Raw genomic sequence first — 26,121 nt, 5'->3', positions numbered from 1 at the left:
GTGCGGTTTGGGCGGGTGCGATTCGCGGCATGGCGCGAGGCTGGCGTTTCGCCTTGCTGAGAGCAACCCACCCCCAGCCCCTCCCTTGTCAGGGAGGGGCGGCGCTGGCGGCGAGCGTTATTCCTCCAGCAACACGTCCGCTTCGCTGCGTTCCACGCCGTCCTGGCCGCGCGCGACGACGCTGGTTACCGCGACGTCCATCGTCACATTGCCCAAAGTCCGCACGATGTCGGGCATCGTTTCGACCGCGACCAGCAGCGCCAGCGGCTCGATCGGCACCCCCATCGCCAGCGCGATCGGTGCGATCGAGGAGACGAAGCTGATCGTGCCGGGCAGGCTGACCGATCCAAGCGCGGTGATCGCCGCCGCCGCGACGCCGATCGCCACTTGCTGTGGTGCCAATTCGATCCCGAACACATGCGCGACATAGACCGCAACGGCGATGTTCATCGCCGGGCCGGTGAAGCGAAAGATCGCCACTGCCAGCGGCAGCACCACGCCCGCGGTCGCGACCGGCAGCCCCAGTGCTTCGGTGCCGCGCAGCATCGCGGGCAGCGAGGCGAGTGACGATTGCGTCGAAATCGCCACCGCCTGTGCCGGCGCAACCGCGCGAACGAAGCGCTTGAACGGCACCCGCCCCAGCAGCATCGCGGTGGGATAGGCGAGCATCCAGATCAGCACCCCGGTGCCAGCGACGATCGCGACATAATGCACCAGCGCGCCGAACGCCGCGGTGCCGGCGGTCGCGCCGACGACGAAGGCGAGCGCGAACACCCCGATCGGCGCAATCAGCAGCACCCAGCCGATCATCACCAGCATCGTATCGGCCACCGCCTGGAAAAAGCGGGTCAGCGTCTCACGCGGTTCGACGGGCAGGGTGGTCAGCGCAAAGGCGAACGTCAGGGTGAAGATGATCAGCGGCAGGAACTGGTCCTCCGCCGCTGCCGAAATCGGATTGGTCGGCACCATCGCGATCAGGAAATCGCTGAAGGGCGGCACATCGCCCACCGGGGCGGCGCTCGTAAAGCTTGCGCGCAGGGCAGCGCCGGCATCGGCGGGCAGCGGGAACAGATCGAGCAGCCCCAGCGCGAACAACGCGCCAAGCGTCGCCGAAATCCACAGCCACGACATGAAGATCACGATCGCCCGCGCCGCCAGCCGGCTGGCCTTTGCCGCCTTGGCGGTCGCCGCGACGCCGGTCACCAGCAGCGCCACCACCAGCGGGACGATCGTCATCCGCAGCGCATTGAGCCAGATCGTGCCGATCGGTTGCGCCACCGCGCTGCCGGTTTCGGCCCAATCGGGCTGCCATTGCGACAGCGCCACGCCCAGCGCCAGGCCCATCGCCAGCGCCATCAAGATTCGCATTGGTTGCGACATGCTCGCCCTTTGTTGTTCGGCGCGCTATCAGGCGTGCCGACCGATCGGGCAAGGTGGGGCAGGACACGGCAATGGCAAGAAAATATTTCGGCACCGACGGCATTCGCGGCGCAACCAACATGGCACCGATGACCGCGCAGATGGCGATGAAGGTCGGGATGGCAGCGGGTGCGCACTTCCAGCGCGGCGATCACCGTCACCGCGTGGTGATCGGCAAGGATACGCGGCTATCGGGTTATATGCTCGAAAACGCGATGGTCGCGGGATTTACGTCGGTCGGGATGGACGTCGTGCTGGTCGGGCCGATGCCGACGCCGGCGGTGGCGATGCTCACCCAGTCGATGCGCGCCGACATGGGGGTGATGATCTCGGCCAGCCACAACCCTTATGCCGATAACGGCATCAAATTGTTCGGCCCCGATGGCTTCAAATTGTCCGACGCCGACGAGGAAGCGATCGAGGTGCTGATCGACTGCGAGGTGCCGCTGGCAGCGTCGAGCGACATCGGCCGCGCGCGGCGCTATGACGATGCGCGCGGGCGCTACATCCATTTTGCCAAGGCGACCTTTCCCGATGATCTGCGGCTCGATGGCCTGAAAGTGGTCGTCGATTGCGCCAATGGTGCCGCCTATCAGGTCGCCCCTTCGGCGCTGTGGGAATTGGGGGCCGAGGTCGTGTCGATCGGCATCAATCCCAATGGCAAGAACATCAATGCCGGCGTCGGATCGACCGCGCCCGACACACTCCGCGAAACCGTGGTCGCCTCGGGCGCGCATATCGGTATCGCGCTCGACGGCGATGCCGACCGGCTGATCGTGGTCGATGAACATGGCCGGATCGTCGATGGCGACCAGTTGATGGCGACGATCGCCACCGGCTGGGCGCGGCGCGGGCGATTGAACGGTGGCGGGCTGGTGGCGACGGTGATGTCGAACCTGGGGCTGGAGCGGCATTTGAGCGAACAGGGCCTTGGCCTGATCCGTACCAAGGTGGGCGACCGCCATGTCCTCGAAGCGATGCGCGCGCGCGGCTATAATGTCGGCGGCGAGCAATCGGGGCATATCATCCTCACCGATTATGCCACCACCGGCGATGGGCTGGTCGCCTCGCTTCAGGTGCTGGCCGAATTGGTGCGCGCGGGGGCACCGGCGAGCGAAGTGCTCCACCGTTTCGAGCCGGTGCCGCAAATCTTGAAGAATGTCCGCTTCGCCGGCGGCAAGCCGCTGGAGGCAAGCAGCGTGATTGATTGCATTGCCGGGGCAGAGGCCGAACTCGCCGCCAATGGCCGGCTGGTCATTCGCCCGTCGGGCACCGAGCCGGTGATCCGGGTGATGGCCGAAGGCGACGACGCCCGCCAGGTCGAGGCGGTGGTCGACCGCATTTGTGACGCGGTGCGTGCGGCGGCGTAAGGGAAAAGCAACGCTGCCGGGTCGGCTTTGACCCGGCAGCGCGTGGACGGTGTCAGCCCTTTGGCAGCAACACCGAATCGATGACGTGGATCACGCCATTGGTGCAATCGATGTCGGCGGTCACGACCGTCGCATCATTGACCTTCACGCCGTCGGTGCCGTCGACGTTCAGCGTCTCGCCCTGCACGCTGGCGGGGGTTGCGGTCGCGCCGGCGAGATCGCCCGACATCACCTTGCCGCTGACGACATGATAGGTGAGGATTGCGGCCAGCTTGTCCTTGTTCTCTGGCTTCAGCAGTTCTTCGACCGTGCCCTCGGGCAATGCTGCGAACGCGGCATCGGTGGGGGCGAACACGGTGAAGGGACCGTCGCTCTTCAGCGTTTCGACCAGGCCGGCGGCCTGTACGGCTGCAACCAGCGTGGTGAAGGACCCGGCAGCTACCGCCGTATCGACGATGTCATGCGTTTGATCGCTCATGGGAGAATGCTTTCCTTGGAGGATGGCGCGACGACCTGATCGATCGCCGCCGTTGCACCCCTATCCCCAAGACGCCGTCAAGTGTCATACCGGATAAAGCATCAGTCAACGAACTGTAATATTTGGTGCGCTGACCTGCGAGGGGTTTCGGATCGGTTGTTTTATTTGGCTCCATGTGACCAAAGCCGGTATTATATTTGGCGATAGCGTTGCAGAGGCACGATCCCTCGTCTGCAAAAGCGTCACTGGCGTCCGCCGCAGTCAAGCGATATGGCTTAGCGATGCTCGAAATGCGCCCCGATTGCGAACGTTGCGGCACCGATTTGCCGCCTGCCGATCCCGGCGCGTTCATCTGTTCGTTCGAATGCACGTTTTGCGCGGCCTGTGCTGACGCGCTCGATGAACGCTGCCCCAATTGCGGCGGTGAACTGCTCGACCGCCCCACGCGCACCGGCAAGGCATTGGCGAGCAACCCGGCTTCGACAGAGCGCAAGTATAGCGCGTAAAATCCCCCTTCCGCTTGCGAGTGATGCAAGCGCAAAGGGTCGAGATTGCCCCCGGCAATCTCTAAACCGTGCGGGGCACGGTTTACCCTTGGCACTTGCATCACTGGGTTAGGGGAGGGCATGTTTCAGTCTATGTTGCTTGTTTCCAAACAGTCCCTCCCCCGACCCAGTGACGGGTCGGCCATGCCCCCGGCATGGCCTGAACAGCGCGGGGCGCTGTTCACCCGTCACTCGCGCGCGGGAGGGGGGAAGAAGATGTCGCCCCTCACCCCCGGTGATCCAGCATGAACCCACCACGCATCCTGATCGTCGCCGGTTCCGATTCGGGCGGCGGTGCCGGTATTCAGGCCGACATCAAGACCGCGACGATGCTCGGCTGCCACGCCATGACCGCGATCACCGCGATCACCGCGCAAAACACGCTGGGCGTCGATGCGGTGCATCCGATCCCCACCGACATGGTGATGGCGCAGGTCGATTGCGTGATTCGCGACATCGGCGTCGATGCGGTGAAGATCGGCATGATCGGATCGGCGCGCACCGCCGCCGCGCTGGCCGAGCGGCTGGCCGAAATGCCCGGCCTGCCGATCGTGTTCGATCCGGTGATGATCGCCACGTCGGGTGCGACGCTGGCCGATGATGCCACCATCGCCGCCTTCGAACGGCTGATGCGGATCGCCACCGTCACCACCCCCAATCTGCCCGAGCTAAAGGCGCTGTCGGGCATGTCGATCGTCGACAAGGCAGCGCAGCGCACCGCCGCGCGCTCATTGGTGCAGCGCCGTGGCAGCGCGCTGCTGGTCAAGGGCGGCCATGCCAAGGGGCGGCAGGTCACCGACCGGCTTTTCCAGCAATTCGCGATTGCCGCGCCGGGAGGCAGCGCGCCCGAAATCGAATGGACCGATCCGCGAATCGATGGCGATTCGACTCACGGCACCGGCTGCACGCTGTCGAGCGCGATCGCCTGCGAACTAGCCAAGGACTGGACATTGCCCGAGGCGATCGGCCGCGCGCGCCGCTTTGTTCGGATCGCGATGCAGGATGCCGCCGATCTGGGGCAGGGGCATGGCCCGATGGCGCAGCAGGCGGTTCGGCTCGACCTGAACCAGTCGCGCTGGTCGCCGATGCTCAACCACGTCACCGTGCCCGCCAAAGCTTTAAGCGAGAGCGAGCATTTCTATCGCCTGCTGGGGCTTCGCCAGATCGTCCGTTCGGAGGATCGCTACGCCCGCTTCGAAACCGAAGGCGGTGCGACGCTGAGCATCGAAGTCGAACAACCGCTGGCCGCGCCGGTGGTCTATCTCGAATGCGGCGACCTCGACGTGACGGTGCCGTATCTCAAGGCGCAGGGGCTGACCTTCACGCAGGAGCCGATCGAACAGAAATGGGGCTGGCGCGAGGCGCGGCTGGTCGATCCGGCGGGCAATGCCATCTGCCTGTATCAGGCGGGCGAAATGCGCCGCTTTCCCCCCTGGCGGATCGCCGATGCCTGATTATTCGCACGAGGCGCAGCATGTCGGCCCGGTCGTCGGCGTCGACGAGGCTGGGCGGGGGCCGCTCGCCGGGCCGGTGGTCGCCGCCGCCGTCGTGCTCGACGCCGATTGCATCCCCGATGGGCTGAACGATTCAAAGGTGCTTACCGCCGCGCGCCGCGCCGATCTGTGCACGCGGCTGATCGACTGTGCGCGCGTCGGCGTGGGCATCGCCAGCGTCGAGGAGATCGACAGCCTTAACATCCTGTGGGCGACGATGCTGGCGATGACTCGCGCGGTCGAGGCGCTCGATCTGGTGCCCGGCATGGTGCTGGTCGACGGCAATCGCTGCCCCAATTGGCAGTTTACCAGCCGCGCGATCATTGGCGGCGACGCGCTGTGCCTGTCGATCGCCGCCGCCTCGATCGTCGCCAAGCATCGCCGCGACTGCATGATGCGCGATTATGATGCGGTCTACCCCGGCTATGGCTGGGCATCGAACAAGGGCTATGGCGCGAAAACGCATCAGGAGGCGTTGTTGCGGCTGGGTCCGACGCCGCTGCATCGGCGCAGCTTTGCCCCGGTGCGCCAGGCCGAACTGGCATTGACGCTGCGCCAGGGGTGAAGCGCGGCGACGGCGGCAAGTTTTTACCGCGCTGAGTCCTGCGCGCCACACCGCAACCGCTTGCGGGTGTCGCCGATACCCGGACTCAACATCTGGTTGCACAAGCGAAATATCATGGCGCTTTAACGATTTCTTCAACCCCGGCGTTAACCATTGTCCGCTTGACGGAGTCGCGCTTATCCGCAGGAATGGTGGCTCAAGGAAGTCGGGGGTTAGTCGATGCAGGTGCTGGAAAAGATCAAGCGCGGACCCGCGCCGGCGAAGCGCGCAGCCGTCGCGCCGGCGCCGCTGCCACTCGACAGCATCATCATGCGCGATTGCGTTGCGGCGATGAAGGCGCTGCCATCGGCCAGCATCGACTGCATCTTTGCCGATCCGCCCTATAATCTGCAATTGGGCGGCGATCTTGCGCGTCCCGATGGCAGCCATGTCGATGCCGTCACCGACGATTGGGACAAGTTCGACAGCTTCGCGGTGTATGACCGCTTCACCCGCGCCTGGCTGAAGGAAGCGCGCCGCATCCTGAAGCCCACCGGCACATTGTGGGTGATCGGCAGCTATCACAACATCTTCCGCGTCGGCACCGCGGTGCAGGATCTGGGCTTTTGGATCCTCAACGACATCGTGTGGCGCAAGGCCAATCCGATGCCCAATTTCAAGGGCACGCGCTTCACTAACGCGCATGAGACGCTGATCTGGGCGTCGATGGGTGAAAAGGCGCGCTACACCTTCAACTATCGCAGCATGAAGACGCTCAACGACGAGCTGCAAATGCGATCGGATTGGGAATTTCCGATCTGCGGCGGCCCTGAGCGGCTGAAGCAGGACGGGGTGAAGGTCCACCCGACGCAAAAGCCCGAGGCGCTGTTGTACCGCGTGCTGCTGGCGACGACCAAGCCGGGCGACGTGGTGCTCGATCCGTTCTTCGGCACCGGCACCACCGGCGCGGTCGCCAAGCGCCTGGGCCGCCGCTGGATCGGCATCGAGCGCGAGCCGAACTACATCGCCGCCGCGCAGGAGCGTATCGCTGCCGCATTGCCGCTCGATGAATCGCTGCTGGTGACGATGCAGGCTGGCAAGAGCGCACCCAAGGTGTCGTTCGGTACGCTGGTCGAAACCGGCTATATGCCCGCCGGCACCAAGCTTACCGACGCCAAGCGCCGCTGGTCGGTGACGGTGCGCGCCGATGGCTCGCTCCACGGTGCCGAGGGCGAAGGGTCGATCCATAAGCTGGGTGCGACGTTGCAGGGTGCGCCGTCGTGCAATGGCTGGACCTTCTGGCACCATGAGGCCGAGGGCAAGTTGCAGCCGATCGACACGATCCGGCAGAAGTATCTGCTGGCGACGCAGCCTTAAACCTTCTCCCGCTGGCGGGAGAAGGAGAGTAAGGACTGCCCATGGCTCTCCAAATCCCCGCCGCCGCGCGCCTCTATCTCCGGCCCACCCAGTTCGCCGACACCCCGATCGGGCGTGACGGCGAAGTCGCGCGGCTGGCGGGCGGGCTGCAATGGTTCGCCGCCTATGAACTGATTGCGGTCGAGGCCGGCAAGCGCATCGCGCAGGCGACGATCGCGGTCGCCGAGCTGCCTGCACTGCTCGCGACGTTGCCCGAACCGCAGGCCGCGCACCTTCAGGCGCTTGCCACCCGCATCTCGGCCCCGCGCGCACCGCTTACCCTGGGCGATCGTGTCATTCGGTTCGACCAGCCGATGGTGATGGGCATCCTCAACGTCACGCCCGACAGCTTCTCCGACGGCGGCGCGCATGTCGACGATCCTGCCGCTGCGGCGGGGGCGGGGGTCGATATGGCGGCGATCGGCGCGGCGATTATCGACGTCGGCGGTGAATCGACCCGGCCCGGCGCGGCGGCGGTGTGGGAAGGCGACGAGATCAAGCGCGTCGTCCCCGCGATCGGACGGCTGGCCGCCAGCGGCACGCCGGTGTCGATCGACACCCGCAAGGCCGGCGTGATGGAAGCTGCGCTGGCGGCGGGCGCGCATATCGTCAACGACGTCGCCGCGCTCGCCTGGGACGACCGCGCGGTCGAGGTGGTCGCTCGCGCGGGCTGCCCGGTTGTGCTGATGCATTCGCCCGATCCCGCCAAGGGGCCGCATGGCGGCGAGGGATATGGCGACCCGCTGATCGAGGTTTATGACTGGCTGGAAGCGCGGATCGACGCGGTGGTCGCGGGCGGCGTCGATCGGGCCAAGATCATCGTCGATCCGGGCATCGGTTTCGGCAAGGCGCTGTCGCACAATCTCGCGCTGCTCAACGGCCTGTCGCTGCTGCACGGGTTGGGCTGCCCGCTACTGCTGGGGGCAAGCCGCAAGCGGATCGTCGGCGCGCTGGCGAACGAAGCACCGGTCGATCAGCGGCTGGGCGGATCGTTGGCGCTGGCGCTCAAAGGGGCGGAGCAGGGCGCGCAGATCCTCCGCGTCCATGACGTGTTCGAAACGGTGCAGGCGGTGCGGGTTTGGCGCGGGATGCGCGATGCTGCCCTGGTGGGGCGATAGGCTCTCGAAACCCTCCCCGGCACGGAGGCGAGGATGCTCTCCCCTCCCTGGAAGGGAGGGGCTGGGGGTGGGTTGGTTCGTTGGGAAACGATGCGCCTGCCAAGCGGCCCACCCACCCCCAACCCCTCCCTTTCAGTGAGGGGAGAAGGAACATTACGCCGCGCTTTGGTCGATCCCCAGTTCGCCAAGCTTGCGGTACAGCGTCGATCGCCCGATCCCCAGCCTCCGCGCGACTTCGGTCATGCGACCGCGATAATGGCCGATCGCCAGCCGGATCACATCGGCCTCGATATCCTCGAGCGCGCGCAAATTGCCGTCGGGGCGGAACAGCGTGACGCCGCCCGATTGCTCGAAGCCGTTGCTCGCCTTTGAGGGTTCGGATCGCATCGCGCTCATCTGCGCGATCTGTGGGAAATCGGCGCGGGTGAGTGCGTCGCCGTCACACAGCACCGCCGCGCGGAACAAGGCGTTCTGCAACTGGCGGACATTGCCCGGCCATTCATAGGTGCCAAGCAACGCGATCGCATCGTCGGTGATGCCAAGCGGCCGCAGCCCCGGCTGCTCGCCGATCCGCGCGAGCATGTGGCGCGCCAGCGGCGGCACGTCGCCCGGCCGGTCGCGCAAGGGGGGAATCGTCACCTGCACCACGTTCAGCCGGTAGTATAGGTCTTCGCGAAACCGCCCCGCCTCGACCTCGTCGGCCAATGTCTTGTTGGTCGCAGCGATGATGCGGACATCGACTTCGCTGGCGTGGCGCGCGCCCAGCGCCTGGACCTCGCCCGATTGCAGCACGCGCAGCAATTTCACTTGCGCCTCGAGCGGCATTTCGCCGACTTCGTCGAGGAAGATGGTGCCGCCATCGGCCTCCTGGAAACGCCCGATCTTGCGTTCGAACGCGCCGGTGAACGCGCCGCGTTCATGGCCGAACAGCTCGCTTTCGACCAGATTGGCGGGAATCGCGCCGCAATTGACGCGGACGATCGGCTTGCGGCCGCGCGGCGAGGCGTTGTGGATTGCTTCGGCCACCACTTCCTTGCCGACCCCGCTTTCGCCCTCGATCAGCACCGGCACGCGCGCGCGGGCGGCCTTGGCGGCGATCGCCAGCGCGGCGCGGAATTGCGGTGCCGATCCGACGATCTCGTCGAACGCCAGCGGCATCGATAGTTTTTCGGTCAGCGGGCGCAATTCACCCGCGCTCTTGCCACCCACCGCAATGTCGAGCGCGGCGAGCAGCCGTTCGGGCGCGAGCGGCTTGACCAGGAAATCGGTCGCCCCCGCGCGCATGGCGTCGACCGCGTTGGCGACCGATCCGTTGGCGGTCAGCATCAGGATCGGCAGCGCGGGGCGGTTGCGCCGCAGCTCGGCGATCAGCCCGGTGGCGTCGCAATCGGGTGCCCAGGCGTCGAGCACGATCGCATCGAGCAACATGCCGTCCTGCGTCCCCAGCGTCGCCAACGCCATTTCGAAATCATTCGCGAACACCGTTCGCCATCCCCGCCGCGACGCGATCGCCGCGACCAGCCGGCGTTGTGCCGGTTCGTCGTCGATCAGCATCAGCAGTCGCTGTCCGTTGCGCGTCATGGTTACAGACTGTCCCCGCTGTCCCTGTCTCGGACACCGGCGATACCGGGCAAGCGTGAAAAAGCACTTAAGCTTAAGAGGTGCAGGCAAGGGCTTGAGGGCGCGCGCGCCGCCGGTTACAGGTGACGCCAACGTAAGTTTGCATGGAGATGATGCGCGTGGCCGAAATGGGCGAAACACCGGTACGTACCGACACCTTCAACGGCTTTATCCGCATGGTAAAGGTCGGCACGGTGATTACCGCGATCGTGACGATCGCAGTCGTCGTGATGATCGCGACCTGATCGTGAAGATCGCCGTCCTTCGGGAGCGCGCCGCCGGCGAAAGGCGGGTTGCCGCCACACCCGAGACGGTGAAGAAGTTTATCGGTCTGGGTGCCAGCGTCGCGATCGAAGCGGGCGCTGGTGCGACCTGTTCGATCACCGACGATGCCTATGCGGCCGCCGGTGCCAGTGTGGGCGATGCGGCGGGTGTGCTTGCCGGTGCCGATATCGTGCTGGGGGTGCAGGGGCCGGACACAAGCTTGCTGGCGGGCGTCGCGCCCGGCGCGTGGATCGTCGCCGGGCTGAACCCTTTTGGCGAGCGCGCACGGGTGGATGCTTATGCCGCGCTAGGCGTCGAGGCGCTGGCGATGGAGCTGATGCCGCGAATCACCCGCGCGCAATCGATGGACATCCTGTCGTCGCAGTCGAATCTGTCGGGCTATAAGGCGGTGCTCGACGCTGCCGGTGAATATGGCCGCGCCTTTCCGATGATGATGACCGCCGCCGGCACCGTCAGCGCGGCGCGGTTGTTCGTGATGGGTGTCGGCGTTGCCGGGCTTCAGGCGATCGCCACCGCGCGGCGGCTGGGCGCGCAAGTCTCGGCCACCGATGTCCGCGCCGCGACCAAGGAGCAGATCCAGTCGCTGGGGGCCAAGGCGATCTTCGTCGAAAATGTCGCGGGGATCGAGGGCGAAGGCACCGGCGGCTATGCCACCGAAATGTCAGACGAATATAAGGCCGCGCAGGCCGAATTGGTCTCGGCGCACATCGCCAAGCAGGACATCGTCATCACGACGGCGCTGATCCCCGGCCGCCCCGCGCCGCGGCTGATCTCTGACGCGCAGGTGGCCAGCATGAAGCCCGGCAGCGTGATCGTCGACCTGGCGGTCGAATCAGGCGGCAATGTCGAAGGCGCGGTTGCGGGCGAAGTGGTCGAGCGGCACGGCGTGAAGATCGTCGGCCATCGCAATGTCCCCAGTCGGCTGGCGGCGGACGCATCGGCGCTGTTCTCGCGCAACCTGTTCAACTTCCTGTCGGCCTTTTGGGACAAGGACACCGGTCGCCCGATGCTCGACGAGGAAATCGGCGATGCGATCCGGCTGACCAAAGGCGGGCAGGTGGTGCATTCCCGGTTGCTGGGGGCCTGATGGGCCTGTTCAGCGCGACCGAGACCAAGGTTGAGACCGTCGAGCGCGATTATGCGCCGGTGTTGATCGACGGCGAGCGCGTGCTGATCGCTTTCAAGACGGTGCGCGATTTGGTGTTCCTCACCAATTTGCGGCTTTGCACGGTGAATGTGCAAGGACTTACCGGGCGCAAGGTCGAGATTGAGAGCATTCCTTATCGCTCGATCGTGCGCTGGTCGATCGAACGGGCGGGCACGTTCGACATGGATGCCGATCTGGTGGTCTGGCTGTCGAGCACCGATTCGCCGCTTGAGGTGAAAGTCGCAGCCGGTGCCAATATCGTCGCGGTGCAGCAGGTGCTGGCACGGCATATTTTGGGGCCGGTTCGGTAGCCGGCGCCAAGCTTCTTGACCGGATGCGGAGCAATCCCAACGACTGGCGGATCGAAGACGTCGTCGCGGTTTGCAGGGCGCATGACATTGGTTGCACGCCGCCGCGCAACGGGTCACATTACAAGGTGAAGCACCCTAGCCGAGCCGAGATACTAACCATTCCAGCCCATCGCCCGATCAAGCCAATTTATATTCGAGCGCTGGTGCGCTTCGTCGACCAAGTGAACGGAGAACAGGCGTGAACCCGCATGCATATGAGGTCGATATTCGGCCACTGGCTCCCGAGGATGGCGGTGGCTTTGTCGCGATCGCGCCCGAACTGCCCGGCTGCCGCTCGGATGGTGAGACACCGCAAGAAGCGCTCGACAACGCCTATGACGCAATCGCCTGCTGGATCGAGGCAGCCAATGAAATGGGACGCGACGTGCCGGTGCCACAGCGCCGCGCCGCAGCCTGAACTCCGGGGAGCATAGAGCATGGACTTCATCAGCATCCTGTCGGTCTTCGTCATGGCCTGTTTCGTCGGCTATTATGTCGTCTGGTCGGTAACGCCCGCGCTGCACACGCCGTTGATGGCGGTGACCAACGCGATTTCGAGCGTCATCATCGTCGGCGCATTGGTGGCGGGGGCGGCGGCTGGGTCGCCGGTTGCCAAATGGCTGGGGCTGCTGGCGGTGGTGCTGGCCAGCGTCAACATCTTCGGCGGCTTTGCGGTCACCGAACGGATGCTGGCGATGTACAAGAAAAAAGAACGGCCAGCGGCCAAGTGAGCGCCCACCAGCGCACGAACGTGACCGGTTTTCGGGGGTATTTCGAACATGCATGAAGCCGCACCGGTCGATCCGACGATCGCCTTTGCCTATCTCGTCGCAGGCGTTTTGTTCATCCTGGCGCTGCGCGGGCTGTCCAGCCCCGAAACCAGCCGGCAGGGCAATCGCTTTGGCATGATCGGCATGGCGATCGCGGTGGTCACCACGCTGGTCACCCATTCGATCGCCAGCCTGCCCGAAATCCTAGGCGCCATCGCGCTGGGCGCGGTCATCGGCCTGGTCACCGCGCGCCGCATCGCCATGACTGACATGCCGCAGCTGGTGGCGGGGTTCCATTCGCTGGTCGGGCTTGCCGCGGTGCTGGTCGCGTGCGCCGCGTTCCTCAACCCGATCGCGTTCGGCATCGCCGACATGGTGATCCCGATGATCGGCGAGCCTTTTGCCGCGATCAGTCCGGTCAGCCGAGTTGAAATGGGGCTTGGCGTTGCGATCGGCGCGATCACCTTTTCAGGCTCGGTCATCGCCTTCCTGAAACTCAACGGCAATATGGGCGGCAAGCCGATCATGCTGCCCGGTCGCCATGTGCTCAACCTTGCGGTGCTGGCGGGCATTATCGGGCTGATCGGCTTGTTCACCGTCGATCAAAGCCCGTGGATTTTCTGGACGATCACGATCCTGGCGTTCGCGATCGGTTTCCTGCTGATCATCCCGATCGGCGGGGCCGATATGCCGGTCGTGGTGTCGATGCTCAACAGCTATTCGGGCTGGGCCGCCGCGGCGATGGGCTTTACGCTGGGCAACACCGCGATGATCATCACCGGCGCGCTGGTGGGATCGTCCGGCGCGATTCTGTCCTACATCATGTGCAAGGCGATGAACCGCAGCTTCATCAGCGTGATCGCTGGCGGCTTCGGTGCGACCGAAAGCACCGCCGGCGGCGGCGGTGCGACCGATCGCCCGTGGAAGCGGGGCAGCGCCGAGGACGCCGCCTTCCTGATGAAGCAGGCCGAACAGGTCATTATCGTCCCCGGCTATGGCATGGCGGTGGCACAGGCACAGCATGCGCTTCGCGAAATGGGGGACAAGCTGAAGCATGAAGGCGTGCGCGTGAAATACGCGATCCACCCGGTCGCGGGGCGGATGCCCGGCCATATGAACGTGCTGCTGGCCGAGGCGAACGTGCCCTATGACGACGTCTTCGAGCTTGAGGATATCAATGGGGAGTTCAGCCAGACCGACATCGCGTTTGTCATTGGTGCCAATGACGTGACCAACCCGGCGGCCAAGACCGACAAGACCTCGCCAATCTATGGCATGCCGATCCTCGATGTCGAAAAGGCCAAGACGGTGTTGTTCATCAAACGGTCGATGGGCGGCGTCGGCTATGCCGGCGTCGACAATGACGTCTTTTATCGCGACAATACGATGATGCTGCTTGCCGATGCCAAGAAGATGGTCGAGGATATTGTGAAGGCCCTTGATTAAGGTTGATCGGTTTCGGATCAAACTGTCGGTACATTGTGACAGACCGCACCGTTTCGAAGATGTCTTGTTGCGTGAAATCAACGGGTTCGATGCATGATTGCTCCGATTCGAAGATGATGGAGCTACCGAATGCCGCAGGTTGACGATCAATCCTATGCCGATCCTTTTGACAGCCGAGACCGGTTGATGCTGCTGGTGGCTGATGACGGTGCCGCGATTGCGGCGATCGGCCGCGCCGCCGCCGCTTCCAGCACGCGCGAGCTGGTGCATATCGCGTTTCGCGATGCCGCCGAATCGCTGTCGCGCCGGTCGCGCTTCGGTGCGATCCTGGTGGACACGACCGGCGTCGCCGATGACATCGCGCTCGAGACGCTGGCGCGGATCGATGCGGTAGCGCGCGAACGGGTGGTGCCGGTGATCGCCAGCTTTTGCGCCGACCAGATCGACGTTGTGGCATCGCAACTTACCTGGAGCGACACCCAATTGCTGTGCGACCCCAGCGACGCCGATCGCTATGGCGCGATCGCCCTGGCCGGGCCGATCGGCAGATCGACGCTTCGTGAAGCGCCGCGCGACGATGAGCGGCGGCGATTGCACCAGTTGAACGAAGAAGTCGGGCGAATCGCTGAAACCCTGGCGCGGCTGGCGCGCGGCGACGGCATGGCGACTCAGGCAGCGACGACGGTGCGCGACCGCGTGAACGGCTTTGCGGTGCAGCCGGGCATCCTTGCCGAGCCAGCGATTGAATCGAGCGAAATCCGCGCCGCGATTCGCACTCGCCGGCTGCGCGACCAGTTTTTCGACCGCGAATTATTCGCCGACCCCGCCTGGGACATGCTGCTCGACCTGTTCGCGGCACGGCTCGATCGAAGCCTGGTTTCGGTGTCGAGCCTGTGCATCGCCGCCGCGGTGCCGCCAACGACTGCGCTGCGCTGGATCGGCACGATGCGCGAGGCCGATCTGTTCGAGCGGCAGGACGATCCATTCGACCGCCGCCGCGCCTTTATCGGGCTGACCGCAAAAGCGGTGGCGGGGATGCAAGGCTATGTCGCGGCGGTGCGCCGTGCGGGGCTGGCCATCGCCTGATTGCCGGACACCCGATCGCCATGATCGCCCAGACGAGCTGTGCCGGATCATGGTGGGCGGTGACGGGCTCGAACCGCCGACCCTCTCGGTGTAAACGAGATGCTCTACCAACTGAGCTAACCGCCCTTACGGGATTCCGCCTCATACCGCGATTTGCGCGTAGGGCAAGCGTCGTCGGGCTTGAATATCGGCATCGGCGGGCGGCAATCGAACACCCTGAATCGCGTCAAGCCTTGCGATGCGCCTCGCGAACCGCCATCCCTGTCGCCACTAATATGTCCGGGGGGATTGATGTTCGCGTATCGCGTTTCGGGTCTTAGCGTGTCGAGCGACCTGGCATTGCCCGGCCTTATCCCCGGTGATCCAGATGATGCCGCCGATGTCACGATTCGCGCAGCGCATGTCCCTGCCGAGCTGCCTGACGGAGGCGCTGCCGGTCCCAATTGGCAGATGACCGCCGATTGCTTCCTGCTCGCGGTGCCGGGAATCGTCCGCATGGCGATCAGCGATGCGCGCGAGATTCGCTACGCACTCGACGGTGCCGACGTCCGCGATGCTGCGCCGTTCATCAGCGGCACCGGCTTTGGCATCCTGCTGCACCAGCGCGGGCAGATCGTCCTGCATGCCAGCGCGGTGCGGGTCGGCGATGGCGCGGTGCTGTTCTGCGGGCCATCGGGCGCGGGCAAATCGACGCTGGCGGCGGGGCTGGTCGGCGCGGGGCATGCGCTGGTCGCCGATGATTTCAGCGCGATCACTGTCGATCCCGATCGCGGTGCGATGGTCCATCCCGATGGGCGACAATTGAAACTATGGGACAATGCCATCGCCCGGCTGTCGCTGGAGGCGCAGCGCGTCGAGCCGGTCCGTGCCAAGCTGCGGAAATTCCATATAGAGCCGACTGCCGCGACCACCGCGCCGTTGCCCGTCCGTGCGGTCTATATCCTGCGCGAGGCACGTCCGCCGCAGCATCCGGGTATTTTCCAGCCCAATATCGTCGACGGCGCGTTGCTGGTTCGCAACAACGCCTATCGGCCCTCATTGGTCGAGCGGATGGGGCAGCATGATCTGTATTTTCGTGCAGCGGCGATGCTGGCGGGCAGCCAGCCCGGCGGGGTCTTCACCCTGACACGGCGGATGGATTTCGGCGATTTTGCCGACGGGATCGAGCGGCTGACGGCGCATTGGCGGACGATCGGCCTGGTCGAGTCGGTGGCGTGAAGCGAACCTTCTGGCTCGCTTCCTATCCGAAATCGGGGAACACCTGGTTTCGAATCCTGATCGCCAATCTGGGCAGAACCGACCCGGTCGACATCAACGCACTTTCGGCGCGCGGCAGTATCGCCAGCGGCAGGCAGCTGTTCGATTCGACGATGCTGTTTCCGTCTGGGCTGCTCACCTATGATGAATGCGATCGCATGCGACCGACCGTTCATCGTGCCGCCGCTGCCGCTATCGCGACCGAGGCGGGGCGCGATGCTGAAGTCGATGGCGCCGGCGGCGCGCATTTCGCCAAGACGCATGACGGCTGGACCGTTGGCGACGATGGCATTCCGTTGCTCGGGGGGGCAGCCGCTGCCGCCGGGGCCATCCTGATCGTTCGCGATCCGCGCGCGGTGGCGGCGTCGCTGGCGCATCATGAAGGCGGGACGATCGATGAAGCCATCGGCTTCATGGCTGATGCCGATTCGGTCTTTTCCGGGCGTGACGATCGCTTGCCGCGCCAGCTTCGCCAGCGCCTGCTGGGGTGGAGCCAGTTTCAACGGAGCTGGCTCGATCAACGGGACATCCCGGTCCACTGCGTCCGCTATGAGGATATGCACACCGATCCGGCGGGCTGCCTTGCCGCCGCGCTCGATTTTGCCGGAGTCGCGCATGATCGCGATGATGTCGCGCGCGCCGTCGGCTTCGCGCGCTTCGATGCCTTGACCGCGCAGGAGCGCGACAAGGGCTTTCGCGAGGCACCTCCTTCGCGGGTCGAGCGACGGTTCTTCCGGCGGGGGCGTGCCGATGGCTGGCGCGATGAACTGACCCTGGCACAGCAGCAGCAGATCGAATCGGACCATCAGGCGATGATGCGCCAGCTAGGCTATGCAGCCGGAGCGTCGATCGCGTGACGCCCCGGCGGCGGTTGACCGCGCGGCTGTGGACCGCGGCGGTGATGGGGCCGCGCAACCAGGCGCTGGCGATCGAAGCCGTGGCGGGCTTGGCGCTGGCGCGGCTGGCGCTGGCGCGCAAATCCTTTGCGGCGGTTGCGGCTGGCGTCGGCCAACTGGTGCCGCCCGATGACCCGCGCGCGCGCCTGCCGCCTCCGTCGCAGGCGGAGCGGAAGGTTATCCGCCGCGTGCGCTGGGCGGTCACCGCGGCTGCCCCGCATCTGCCGTTTCGTGCGAAATGCCTGCAACAGGCGCTTGCGGCGCGGCGCATGCTGTACCGGCGGGGGATCGACAGTGTCATGCATTTCGGCACGATGCGGCAGGGCGAGGCATTGGGAGAGGGGCATGTTTGGCTCGAGGTGGGCGGGGTTCCGGTGATCGGCTATCCGATCGAATCGGGGATGGTAGAGATTGGCTGTCTGGTCGCGGTCGATCCGGCCTTGGCGCATGGCTGATCGTGCGGCTTGAGCCGGGCGCGCCGGCGTCCTAGAGTGATCGCGGGCGGGGGATTGGCATGATCGTACACAAGCAAGAAGGCTGGTTGACCGCCCGGGTGGGCAGCGAAGTATTGATGATGAGTGTCGGGCGCGGGCGCTATCTGGGCCTGAGCGAAGTCGGTGCGCGCATCTGGGAATTGCTCGACGAGCATAGCGACAGCGCGGTGATCTGCGACCGGCTGGTGGCCGAATTCACCGTCACCCCTGAAACCTGCGCGGTCGAAATCGCGGCGTTCTTCGATCAGCTCGTTGCTGAAGGCGTCGTTCGATGTGAACGACCGGCCTGATCGGGTGGCCGGGCGGTGAGCGCGATTTGCGGCATCGTCCGCTTCGATTCGGCACTGGTCGATCCGGCCGCGCTGCATCGCATGACCGCAAGCATGGAGAATCGCGGGCCGGACGGGAGCGACACGCTGGCGCTCGATTCGATCGGCTTTGGCCATTGCCTGATGCACGTGAATGTCGAGGATCGGTTTGAAGCGCAGCCGCTGCACGATCGGGCAAGCGGCGTGGTGCTGGTCGCCGACATCCGCCTCGACAATCGTGAAGCGCTCGCGGCGACCCTCGGGCTGACGCTATCGTCGCTGCCGGACAGCGCGATCCTGCTCGCGGCCTATCGCCATTGGGGGGAGGATTGTGTCGATCACCTGATCGGCGATTATGCCTTTGTCCTGTGGGATCAGCGCCGCCGCGCCTTGTTGATGGTGCGCGATCCGATGGGGCAGCGCGGGCTGTTCTTTCACCTGGCCGATGATTGCATCGTGTTTGCCAGCGAGGTGAAGGCGTTGTGGTGCGTCGATGGCGTGCCGCGCCACCTGGACGAAGTTGCGGTCGGTCGCGGGCTGCTATTCCCGGTCGATCCGGCACCGTGGCGGACGCTGTTTGCCGGGATCGAGGCTATTCCCGGTGGCACCAGCATGACGATCGCCGCCGATGGCACGCGAACGGCGCGGACCTATTGGCGACCGCATGCCGATCCGCAGCATCTGGGCCGCGACGATGGCTATTACCTAGCCACCTATCGCGCGGTGGTGGAGGAGGCGATCGCCTGCCGGGTGCGCCGGCTGGTTGATCCACCCGGATTGCTGTTCAGCGGCGGGTTCGACAGTGGCACGATCGCGGCGGTGGCGGGGCCGATCGCGGCGGCGCGGGGGCAAAGGGTGGTTGCCGTGACCGCGCTGGCGTCTGAAGGGACCGGCGCGCATGTGCGCGATGCACGGTTGGCGGTCGAGGCCTTTGCCGATCGCGCCGATCTGGAAATCCTGCCGTATCGCCGGGGCGATGACAGCGTGTTCGACTCGCTGGAAACCCGGTTCGCCGCGACCCACGGCCCCGCCGGTGCCGATGTCCGCCACCGGCTGTTCGCGCTGGTCGCCACGCGCGGGGTTCGGCTGGTGATGGACGGGCATGGCGGCGATTATACCGTCAATTCGCGTGCGCCGTGGATGTTGGGCCGGTTCCTGCGCCGCGGCGATGTACGACGCTTTGTACGTGAATGGCGGGCGCGGCGGCGGGCGACCGGGCGCAGCGTGGCGCAGACATTGTGGTGGGATGTGTTGCCCGCATTGGCACCGCTGCGGCTGATCGCGCTGCAACAGACGTGGCGGCGGCGCCGCCGCTCGGTGTTCGACGACCGTGCCGTCGCACCCGCCTTCGCGCAAGCGCTGTTCGCGCGCGGGGCGATCGATCCGGCGCGGTTGCGGCGACCGATACCGGTCGATAATCGCTGGCGTGCACGCGCGCGGCATCTGCTCTGCGGCGTGATCGAATCGCCGCCGATGCCGGCGGTGCAGGCGGCGGCGCTGGGGCTCGACCTGACGCGCCCGTTTCACGATCGCCGCGTGGTCGAATTCGCGCTGGCGATCCCCGAACATCTCGATTTTCGCGACGGGCTGGAACGGCCGCTGGCGCGGGCAGCCTTTGCCGATCGATTGCCTGCGCGCCTGCTGGCGCGTGGTCCCGGCAACGACCCGCAAGAACCCGAGATGTTCGACATGGCGGCGTCAGCCGCGCCGGCGGCGATGGCCGAACTGGCGCAAATCGATCGCGGCGGCGGTGGCAAAGTATCGCGCTACATCGATTTCAAGCAACTGGCGCGCATGACCGATAACCTCGACCCGGCGCGGGCCGAGGATCACCGCCGTCTGCTGATTGCGCAGCAATCGATGCTGCTTGCACACTTTGTCGCGTGGTTCGATCGCGCCAACAGGTAACGCCGCCCGAGCGCCGATCAGCGTCGGATCGTAAATCCTGCGCCTATGATCCGTATTGATAGCCGAACGGACTTGTACCGTCGGTAAAGGTGTTCACGCTGGCCCCAGACTGGCGAATGTCGGACACGATGATGGCGGGTGTCGACCAAGGGCGACGCTGATCGCTTATGTGGTCGCTGTCCAAATTGCGGGCTTGGTCTGATGTCTTGTTGTCGTGATGCATCATCGTACCCCCAAATCTTCCTCGGCACATGGTATTATGATGAACGTTCGCACAAATCAAATCCGAGACGAGCGTCGTTAGCGCAAGCTGCTGGATTTCTAGTATCACGCTATATTCAATTCTGGCGGCGGTAGCGCGCGACGGACAATCTTGATCTTGCTTATCCGATCCGTCGCATCGTTCGATCGTAGCAATCAGTGATTCGCCGCTGGTTGATCCAAGCCGCAGGTGCGGCGTTTACGAGCCGATCTGATAGCCAAAGGTTGTCGTGAAGTCGGTGGCTATTGACACCCCGGCACCTGACTGGCCGATGTCCGATACGATTACCGTCGGCGGGGACCAGGTCCTACGACCGCCGACCGCCGACCGCCGACCGCCGTCGAGCCGCCAAGACCGGCACGATCGTAAACGGCAAGCTTTCCATCATTCTGAACCACTACCGTTCTTTCCGTCAGCTCTGGTGAACATGGCGAAATTGAAGCGTTTCCAAAAGCTTCGCCGCCCGCTCGTCACGATTCAAGTCCGAGGCATTGGTCACGATCCGTACGGATACCCCAAGAGCGTTCCATCAGTCGCAAAGGTGACGGATGCCCCTGAGTTGCGAATATCCGAAATGATCAAGGCCGGCGTAGACCAGGGGCGGCGACCATCTGCGCTAGCCGCTTCATTGAAAGCCGCCGCATTATCGTCTGAAGCTTTGACTTCGCCAAGCATCTCTGCGCCCCTTTATTTGGTATGGCCGTATACGTTCCGCGTGAACCCTTTGCACGAATCGTGTAAACACGCAATCGCCGAACAGGGCGGGAGAGCAAGGTAAAAGTTAAAAACGATTTATCCAGAATGGGTAAAGTAATAACGGTCAACGCGATATTGATGTTGAAAATACTCAGGCATTTCATAAGCTGGAGAGATATAGGCGCGGAGCCAATGGGCTCAGGTGGCGAATGAGAGGGTAGGCCGAAATGTCCGATCCATTTCTAGGCGAGATAAAGCTGTTCGCTTTTGGACGAATACCCCGCGGCTATCTGGCCTGTCGAGGCCAGCTACTGCCAGTCGCCCAATATCAGGCATTGTTCACGCTGATTGGTACTACCTATGGCGGAGACGGGCGTAGCACATTCAAGCTGCCTGATTTGCAGTCTCGTGCGCCGATCGGTCTTGGATCGTCGCTGCCATGGGGTTTGGTGGGCGGTGTGGAGCAAGTGACGCTGTTGCCGCAGCATCTGCCGGCACATGCCCATGCGATGACCGCTGTCGACACTCAGGGCAATCGACGCGCGCCACAAGGCAATCACTTTGCGTCCGATTCCTCGGTGGTCGTCGACTTTTTCGGCCCTGCCCAGGCATTGGTGCCGATCGACGGTGCCACATTGGAGCCTGCGGGCGGAGGGTTGCCGCATAGCAACATCCAACCGTCATTGGCGGTCAACTTCTGTATCGCGATCCAGGGCCTTTATCCAACGCGCCCCTGATTGCCCCTGCGATGAGGGAAGGTTTTTGGCATGAGTGATCAGTTTCTCGGTGAAATCCGGCTGTTTGCCGGTGTGCTTCCGCCAGTGGGCTGGGTTTTTTGCGACGGAGCGCTGCTGGCAATCTCCGAATATGATACCCTGTTCGCGCTGCTGGGGTCGGTCTATGGTGGCGATGGATCGACGACCTTTGCCGTGCCCGATCTGAGAGGGCGTGTGCCGATCTGTCTGGGCCAGGGTTTGGGACTTAGCAGCTACTCTATCGGCCAGAAGCTGGGCACCGAAACGGTGACGCTGATCACAGCGACGATACCCGCCCATAAACATGCGGTGATGGCATCCACTGCAGCAGCATCGCTTCCAGGCCCGACCAATGCAGTTCCGGCGATGCCTTCGGGGGGTACGGGCAAGCCTTCGCTCTATGTGTCACGTGAGGGAACAAGTGCCGTTGTGCCGGTGCTGATGGATTCAAGCGTGATCAGCGTGGCAGGTGGTAACCAGCCGCATCCCAGTATGATGCCTTATCTGGCGATTTCCTATATCATGGCCTCGCAAGGCATTTTCCCTAGTCAAAACTAGTATTGGAGATACCAGGATGGCCGATCCCTATATAGGTGAAATAAAACTGGTAGCTTTCAACTTTGCTCCCCGCGGGTATCTGGTGTGTGATGGCCAATTATTGCCTATCAGGCAATTCACTACGCTATTTTCCGTTTTAAGTAATCGGTTTGGCGGCGATGGCCGAGTGGATTTCGCATTGCCCAACTTGCAGGAGCGGGTGCCGATCGGACAAGGGAGTGGGCCTGGCCTGACCCGACGCTCGCTCGGCGAAACTGCGGGCGATCCGGTGGTCTCGCTGTCGCAAATGCACATGCCGGTGCATTCGCACGCTCTGAACGGGGCGACCCTCAATCCCGCCAACCCCAGTCAGAATGTGGCCGGGCCGGCGGGGGACACGATGTTCGGTGTTTCCGCGCCGGGATTTGCCTATAGTGATGTTTCGGTACCGCCGGTTGCGATGTCGCCGATGGTCATTGCATCGGCAGGCCAGAACCAGCCGCATGAAAATCGCCAGCCTTTCCTCGCGCTCCAGTTCGTGATTGCCATTGAGGGTATCTACCCCGCGCATGACTAGCCGTTGCGCTGAGTGGTCGATATTCGGCTCGCCCGTTTTTTCCGACGACCTCGACGCGGGGTGCATGGGTTTACAGCAATGAACGCCGAAGTTCCGCCTGTGATGCCGCCGCAGCTGTCGGCGCAGGGGTATCGGCTGCGCGGCGAGCGTGAAACAGATCTGCCGTTTCTGCTGAAGCTATATGCGTCCACCCGCGCCGAAGAGCTGGCGACGGTGACCGGCTGGACCGAACCGCAAAAGGCGGTGTTCGTCGCACAGCAATTCAATGCACAGCGGCTGCATTTCCAAACCCGCATAGCTGGTTGCGGCTTTTGGATCATCGAGTGTCGAGGTGCCCAGATCGGTCGATTATATCTTCAGGACGCGCCCGATCACCTGCATATCGTCGATGTCGCCCTGATGCCGGACAAGCGCGGCGCGGGCGTAGGATCGGCGATTCTGGCGGCGCTGCTGGCGCAGGCGGATGCGGCCGCTAAGCCGGTCAGCCTGAACGTCGAACAGACCAATATTGCGCAACGTCTGTATCACCGGCTTGGCTTCGTGATCACCGAAACCAACGGGATTCGCTACCGTATGGAGCGGGCGGCGCGCGGGTTCGTGCCGATCAGCCTTGGCGTTAATTAAAAATCGCTTCGTACAGAATGCCGCCGTCGTTGCGCCCCACGGGGACCAGGAAAATGTCATGGGTTCCCGCCACCGCATGCGTCAATCGATACTGCCCCTGTTCGAGCATGGGGGTGTGGTTCGATCGGAACAGCAAGGCAAAGGGGGCTCGGGTCGCCACGCCGTGATTGCGCAACGGCTCGGCCTCGATCAGCGTCAGCACCGGCGCGGTCGGCTCGGGCCCGGCGATGAAATCCTGCTCCAGATACGGCGCGAACTGATCAAGCTCCAACCATGCTTTGGTCATATTTCCCCCATGTCAGCGTCGCGCTTTAGGCGTAATGTTCGACGAACATGACCGGCAAATCAAGCATAGCGGACCCAAAGGAGGACAGGGCAATGGCGATGCCCCGGGATATGCCCGGGTCTGCGATGCTCGCCGCCGAAACCGCTGAATTCGCCTTGGTCCGGGCCTGTATCGCCTCGCCGATCGGGATGCAGGGCGACATTATTCGCCGCTTGGCCGAAACCGCCGATCCGGGTCGATTGGTGGCGATTGCAGGTCGGCATGGCGTGACTGGCCTGGTGGCCGAGGCGCTGTCGATTGCCGGTGCCGCGGTGCCGCCCCGGCTTGCCCTGATTGCGCGCAAGCGGGGTTTTGCGGCCTTGCGACAGGCCGATACCGCGCTGGCATTGCAGGCGGCGTTGCGCCAGGCAGGCGTGGCGGTGCTGACGCTCAAGGGCACGGCGCTGGCGCAGTTGCTATATGGCAGGATCGGTATCCGCGAATCGGTCGATATCGATCTGGTCGTTGCGCCGGCCTGTGTGGTGCAAAGCTGGCAGGTGCTGGCGATGATGGGATTTGACCAGGTCACGCCGCGATGCCGGCGGGATGGCAGCATCCCGCCGCTATATCTTTGGGCGGCCAAGGACAGCATCCATCGCCACCGCGACACCGGCATGCTGGTCGAGCTGCATTGGCGGTTGTCGGACGACCTTGCCTGCGACGCACTGCCCCCGCCGGCGGCGTGGCAGGCGGTGGCGATCGATCGGGGCCGCGCGCTGATGACGCTGCGCGACGAGGATCTGTTCGTCTATCTCTGCACGCATGGTGCCGCGCATGGCTGGGCGCGACTGAAATGGCTCGCCGATATTGCAGCGATGACGGCGGCAACGGCTGATGGCGGCGCGCGCTATTGGCAGGTGGCGCAGGCAGCCGGCAGCGAGCGGGCGGCGGCATCGGCGTTGTTGCTGGCGAACCGGCTATTGGGCGCGCCGCTGCCCGCAGGTTTCGCCTATCGCAGCCGGCGGGTCGCGCTGCTGAACCGGATGGCGATCCGCATAATGACTGCCGGTGGCGGCATGCGTGAATTGTCGATGACCCCCTATCGCGGCTGGGTCGAATTCACCGCGAAATCACTGATTGCGCCGCACCGTAGAAACATCCTGGCCATCGCGCGACGGGTGCTGTTGTCGGGCGACGATATCGGCATGCTGGCGCTGCCGCGGGGACTGGCGTTCCTCTACCCCATATTGCGGGTGCCGATGCTGATGGCGCGCCGGATCCGTCGCGCCGGCCAGCGCTGATCGGCCCGATGCGCGAAATCTTGAACTGACCCATGCCTATAGCGCTCGATCAATCGCTTGCTGATACCGCTCTACCACTTTTGCGTCGGAAAATGCCGTCGATGCCAAATCGCGCGCAGCACCGCCCATCCCCTCTCGCATCGACGGCCCTAAAGCGATCATCGATAAAAGTTTCGCCGCCAGATCATCCGCATCGCGCGGGTTGCAGATCAGCCCTGTCGTTCCATCCTGCACGACGTCGGCGCATCCTGGGGCGTTGGTGGTGATTGCGGGCGTCGCCATCGCGGCTGCTTCCAGCAGGACGCGGGAGGTGCCTTCGCGATAGGATGGCAGAACGACGCAATCGGCGGCGGCGATGAAGGGGCGGACGTCGTCAGTCGCCCCGTGATAGGTGATCAGCCCTTCGGCGACCCAGGCTTCGACTGTCGACCGGGCGATCGCGGTTCGGTTATCGACATCGAGAAAGCCCAGGACGTCGAACGCCACGTCGGGATAGATGCGCCTTACCGCTCGCGCGGCTGCGACATATTCATGCACGCCCTTGTCGGCGATCAACCGCGCGATCAGCAGGAAACGAAATGGGCTAGACCGGGGTGGATCGAACAATGCGGGGTCGAAATGGGTGATGTCGATCCCCGATCCCGGCAACAATGCGGCCTGGCCCGGGCGAGCCATGCCGCGCTCGACGAACAGGTCGCGGTCGTGTCGATTCTGAAAGAATATCGTCGACGAGCGACGCAACCCCAATCGATAGAGAGAGCGCACTAACCGGGTCAGCCAGTTGGTGCGGATGAAGGCGGTCCCAAGCCCCGAGATGTTGTTGATCGCAGCCACGCCGGTCAATCCGGCCGCCAACCCACCATAGATGTTTGGCTTGATCGTCCAGCCCAGAAAGACGTCGGGCCGTTCGCGCCGCATCAACCGGCAATAGCGTGCGAAGAGGATGGCGTCGGCAACCGGCGACATGCCGCGATTGGCCATTGGCAAGGCGATCGTCCGGACGCCCATCGCCGCGACCTGTGGCAGCCAACCATCGTCTCCCACCGCCGCGATCACTTCATGCCCGTCGGCAATAAGCGCGCGAACCAGCGCCGCGCGAAAATTAACGATATTCCATGCGGCGTTTACCGAAAGCAGAATCTTGGCCATCGTCA

At 64.3% G+C, this 26,121-nt stretch carries 29 protein-coding genes and 1 tRNA gene; 24 read left to right on the top strand and 6 right to left on the bottom strand.

Annotated features, from left to right (window positions below; translation table 11 throughout):
* Nucleotides 1-117: 117 nt before the first annotated feature.
* On the bottom strand, nucleotides 118-1,380 hold the full coding sequence (locus QU44_RS02015; RefSeq protein ID WP_033919742.1) for a dicarboxylate/amino acid:cation symporter: 1,263 nt from the start codon (nucleotides 1,378-1,380) through the stop codon (nucleotides 118-120).
* A 71-nt stretch (nucleotides 1,381-1,451) separates the two neighbouring features.
* Between QU44_RS02015 and glmM the strand changes: the two genes are divergently transcribed.
* Nucleotides 1,452-2,789 carry a phosphoglucosamine mutase gene (glmM, locus tag QU44_RS02010; protein ID WP_033919741.1) on the top strand — a complete coding sequence of 446 codons (1,338 nt, stop codon included), beginning with the start codon at nucleotides 1,452-1,454 and terminating at the stop codon, nucleotides 2,787-2,789.
* Nucleotides 2,790-2,841: 52 nt separating this feature from the next.
* Here glmM and QU44_RS02005 read toward each other — a convergent pair whose 3' ends face one another.
* Nucleotides 2,842-3,267: a fasciclin domain-containing protein gene (locus tag QU44_RS02005; RefSeq protein ID WP_033919740.1), complete on the bottom strand. Its 426-nt coding sequence runs from the start codon at nucleotides 3,265-3,267 to the stop codon at nucleotides 2,842-2,844.
* 281 nt (nucleotides 3,268-3,548) lie between these two features.
* On the opposite strand from QU44_RS02005, the gene QU44_RS02000 reads away from it, so the two are divergent.
* The 5 genes from QU44_RS02000 (at nucleotide 3,549) to folP (ending at nucleotide 8,383) form a co-directional block, all read left to right on the top strand.
* A complete protein-coding gene (locus QU44_RS02000; RefSeq protein ID WP_033919739.1) occupies nucleotides 3,549-3,773 on the top strand; it encodes a DUF1272 domain-containing protein in 225 nt (74 codons plus the stop codon).
* Between the two features lie 284 nt (nucleotides 3,774-4,057).
* Entirely contained in the window at nucleotides 4,058-5,266 is a 1,209-nt protein-coding gene (gene thiD, locus QU44_RS01995) for a bifunctional hydroxymethylpyrimidine kinase/phosphomethylpyrimidine kinase (RefSeq protein WP_033919738.1), read from the top strand.
* Nucleotides 5,259-5,870 carry a ribonuclease HII gene (locus QU44_RS01990; RefSeq protein WP_033919737.1) on the top strand — a complete coding sequence of 204 codons (612 nt, stop codon included), beginning with the start codon at nucleotides 5,259-5,261 and terminating at the stop codon, nucleotides 5,868-5,870. Before thiD ends, QU44_RS01990 begins: the two co-directional genes overlap by 8 nt.
* Nucleotides 5,871-6,089: 219 nt before the next feature.
* Nucleotides 6,090-7,226: a site-specific DNA-methyltransferase gene (locus QU44_RS01985; protein WP_033919736.1), complete on the top strand. Its 1,137-nt coding sequence runs from the start codon at nucleotides 6,090-6,092 to the stop codon at nucleotides 7,224-7,226.
* A 41-nt stretch (nucleotides 7,227-7,267) separates the two neighbouring features.
* The gene (folP, locus tag QU44_RS01980) at nucleotides 7,268-8,383 is read left to right on the top strand and encodes a dihydropteroate synthase (RefSeq protein ID WP_033919735.1); all 1,116 of its coding nucleotides are present in this window, start codon (nucleotides 7,268-7,270) and stop codon (nucleotides 8,381-8,383) included.
* 153 nt (nucleotides 8,384-8,536) lie between these two features.
* On the opposite strand, the gene QU44_RS01975 is transcribed toward folP, so the two are convergent.
* Nucleotides 8,537-9,964 carry a sigma-54-dependent transcriptional regulator gene (locus QU44_RS01975; protein WP_033919734.1) on the bottom strand — a complete coding sequence of 476 codons (1,428 nt, stop codon included), beginning with the start codon at nucleotides 9,962-9,964 and terminating at the stop codon, nucleotides 8,537-8,539.
* A gap of 143 nt (nucleotides 9,965-10,107) precedes the next feature.
* On the opposite strand from QU44_RS01975, the gene QU44_RS18095 reads away from it, so the two are divergent.
* From QU44_RS18095 to QU44_RS01945, 8 genes are all read left to right on the top strand, one after another.
* Entirely contained in the window at nucleotides 10,108-10,248 is a 141-nt protein-coding gene (locus tag QU44_RS18095) for an aa3-type cytochrome c oxidase subunit IV (protein WP_131600648.1), read from the top strand.
* 2 nt (nucleotides 10,249-10,250) lie between these two features.
* The gene (locus QU44_RS01970; protein WP_033919733.1) at nucleotides 10,251-11,375 is read left to right on the top strand and encodes an NAD(P) transhydrogenase subunit alpha; all 1,125 of its coding nucleotides are present in this window, start codon (nucleotides 10,251-10,253) and stop codon (nucleotides 11,373-11,375) included.
* A complete protein-coding gene (locus tag QU44_RS01965) occupies nucleotides 11,375-11,746 on the top strand; it encodes a PH domain-containing protein (protein ID WP_033919732.1) in 372 nt (123 codons plus the stop codon). Before QU44_RS01970 ends, QU44_RS01965 begins: the two co-directional genes overlap by 1 nt.
* Nucleotides 11,747-11,769: 23 nt before the next feature.
* The gene (locus QU44_RS17650; protein WP_081987809.1) at nucleotides 11,770-11,988 is read left to right on the top strand and encodes a type II toxin-antitoxin system HicA family toxin; all 219 of its coding nucleotides are present in this window, start codon (nucleotides 11,770-11,772) and stop codon (nucleotides 11,986-11,988) included.
* On the top strand, nucleotides 11,985-12,203 hold the full coding sequence (locus QU44_RS01960) for a type II toxin-antitoxin system HicB family antitoxin (protein ID WP_033919731.1): 219 nt from the start codon (nucleotides 11,985-11,987) through the stop codon (nucleotides 12,201-12,203). The genes QU44_RS17650 and QU44_RS01960 overlap by 4 nt, the downstream gene beginning before the upstream one ends.
* Before the next feature lie 19 nt (nucleotides 12,204-12,222).
* Nucleotides 12,223-12,516 (top strand): NAD(P) transhydrogenase subunit alpha, encoded by a 294-nt coding sequence (locus tag QU44_RS01955; RefSeq protein WP_033919730.1) that lies wholly within the window; start codon nucleotides 12,223-12,225, stop codon nucleotides 12,514-12,516.
* Nucleotides 12,517-12,564: 48 nt separating this feature from the next.
* A complete protein-coding gene (locus QU44_RS01950; protein WP_033919729.1) occupies nucleotides 12,565-14,001 on the top strand; it encodes an NAD(P)(+) transhydrogenase (Re/Si-specific) subunit beta in 1,437 nt (478 codons plus the stop codon).
* 129 nt (nucleotides 14,002-14,130) lie between these two features.
* Nucleotides 14,131-15,087: a hypothetical protein gene (locus tag QU44_RS01945; RefSeq protein WP_033919728.1), complete on the top strand. Its 957-nt coding sequence runs from the start codon at nucleotides 14,131-14,133 to the stop codon at nucleotides 15,085-15,087.
* A gap of 50 nt (nucleotides 15,088-15,137) precedes the next feature.
* Here the strand turns inward: QU44_RS01945 and QU44_RS01940 are convergent.
* Nucleotides 15,138-15,213: transfer RNA gene (locus QU44_RS01940), tRNA-Val, on the bottom strand.
* 165 nt (nucleotides 15,214-15,378) lie between these two features.
* Between QU44_RS01940 and QU44_RS17340 the strand changes: the two genes are divergently transcribed.
* The 9 genes from QU44_RS17340 to QU44_RS01895 all read left to right on the top strand — a co-directional run bounded on the left by QU44_RS17340 (nucleotide 15,379) and on the right by QU44_RS01895 (nucleotide 23,401).
* On the top strand, nucleotides 15,379-16,305 hold the full coding sequence (locus QU44_RS17340) for a hypothetical protein (protein WP_052134246.1): 927 nt from the start codon (nucleotides 15,379-15,381) through the stop codon (nucleotides 16,303-16,305).
* Complete coding sequence (locus tag QU44_RS01930; RefSeq protein WP_033919727.1) at nucleotides 16,302-17,201, top strand: sulfotransferase domain-containing protein; 900 nt, start codon at nucleotides 16,302-16,304, stop codon at nucleotides 17,199-17,201. The genes QU44_RS17340 and QU44_RS01930 overlap by 4 nt, the downstream gene beginning before the upstream one ends.
* Complete coding sequence (locus QU44_RS17335; RefSeq protein WP_156140871.1) at nucleotides 17,198-17,695, top strand: lasso peptide biosynthesis B2 protein; 498 nt, start codon at nucleotides 17,198-17,200, stop codon at nucleotides 17,693-17,695. The genes QU44_RS01930 and QU44_RS17335 overlap by 4 nt, the downstream gene beginning before the upstream one ends.
* Before the next feature lie 59 nt (nucleotides 17,696-17,754).
* Complete coding sequence (locus tag QU44_RS01920) at nucleotides 17,755-18,024, top strand: PqqD family protein (RefSeq protein ID WP_033919726.1); 270 nt, start codon at nucleotides 17,755-17,757, stop codon at nucleotides 18,022-18,024.
* A 15-nt stretch (nucleotides 18,025-18,039) separates the two neighbouring features.
* Entirely contained in the window at nucleotides 18,040-19,950 is a 1,911-nt protein-coding gene (locus QU44_RS01915) for an asparagine synthetase B family protein (RefSeq protein WP_033919725.1), read from the top strand.
* Between the two features lie 1,185 nt (nucleotides 19,951-21,135).
* The gene (locus QU44_RS01910; RefSeq protein ID WP_033919724.1) at nucleotides 21,136-21,645 is read left to right on the top strand and encodes a phage tail protein; all 510 of its coding nucleotides are present in this window, start codon (nucleotides 21,136-21,138) and stop codon (nucleotides 21,643-21,645) included.
* 30 nt (nucleotides 21,646-21,675) lie between these two features.
* Nucleotides 21,676-22,221, top strand: coding sequence for a phage tail protein (locus QU44_RS01905; protein WP_033919723.1), 546 nt, complete (start codon nucleotides 21,676-21,678; stop codon nucleotides 22,219-22,221).
* A 16-nt stretch (nucleotides 22,222-22,237) separates the two neighbouring features.
* The gene (locus QU44_RS01900) at nucleotides 22,238-22,777 is read left to right on the top strand and encodes a phage tail protein (protein ID WP_033919722.1); all 540 of its coding nucleotides are present in this window, start codon (nucleotides 22,238-22,240) and stop codon (nucleotides 22,775-22,777) included.
* 78 nt (nucleotides 22,778-22,855) lie between these two features.
* Nucleotides 22,856-23,401 (top strand): GNAT family N-acetyltransferase, encoded by a 546-nt coding sequence (locus QU44_RS01895; protein ID WP_052134244.1) that lies wholly within the window; start codon nucleotides 22,856-22,858, stop codon nucleotides 23,399-23,401.
* On the opposite strand, the gene QU44_RS01890 is transcribed toward QU44_RS01895, so the two are convergent.
* Nucleotides 23,394-23,687, bottom strand: a complete 294-nt coding sequence (locus QU44_RS01890; RefSeq protein WP_033919721.1) for a DUF6916 family protein — start codon at nucleotides 23,685-23,687, stop codon at nucleotides 23,394-23,396. The genes QU44_RS01895 and QU44_RS01890 overlap by 8 nt on opposite strands.
* A 92-nt stretch (nucleotides 23,688-23,779) precedes the next feature.
* Here QU44_RS01890 and QU44_RS01885 point away from each other — a divergent pair, with 92 nt between their 5' ends.
* A complete protein-coding gene (locus QU44_RS01885) occupies nucleotides 23,780-24,967 on the top strand; it encodes a nucleotidyltransferase family protein (protein WP_033919720.1) in 1,188 nt (395 codons plus the stop codon).
* 36 nt (nucleotides 24,968-25,003) lie between these two features.
* On the opposite strand, the gene QU44_RS01880 is transcribed toward QU44_RS01885, so the two are convergent.
* Nucleotides 25,004-26,116, bottom strand: coding sequence for a glycosyltransferase family 4 protein (locus QU44_RS01880; protein ID WP_033919790.1), 1,113 nt, complete (start codon nucleotides 26,114-26,116; stop codon nucleotides 25,004-25,006).
* Between the last annotated feature and the right edge of the window lie 5 nt (nucleotides 26,117-26,121).

This window comes from Sphingomonas sp. 37zxx (assembly GCF_000786205.1).
GTDB lineage: Bacteria > Pseudomonadota > Alphaproteobacteria > Sphingomonadales > Sphingomonadaceae > Sphingomonas.
This window is presented reverse-complemented; position numbering and strand designations above follow the sequence as displayed.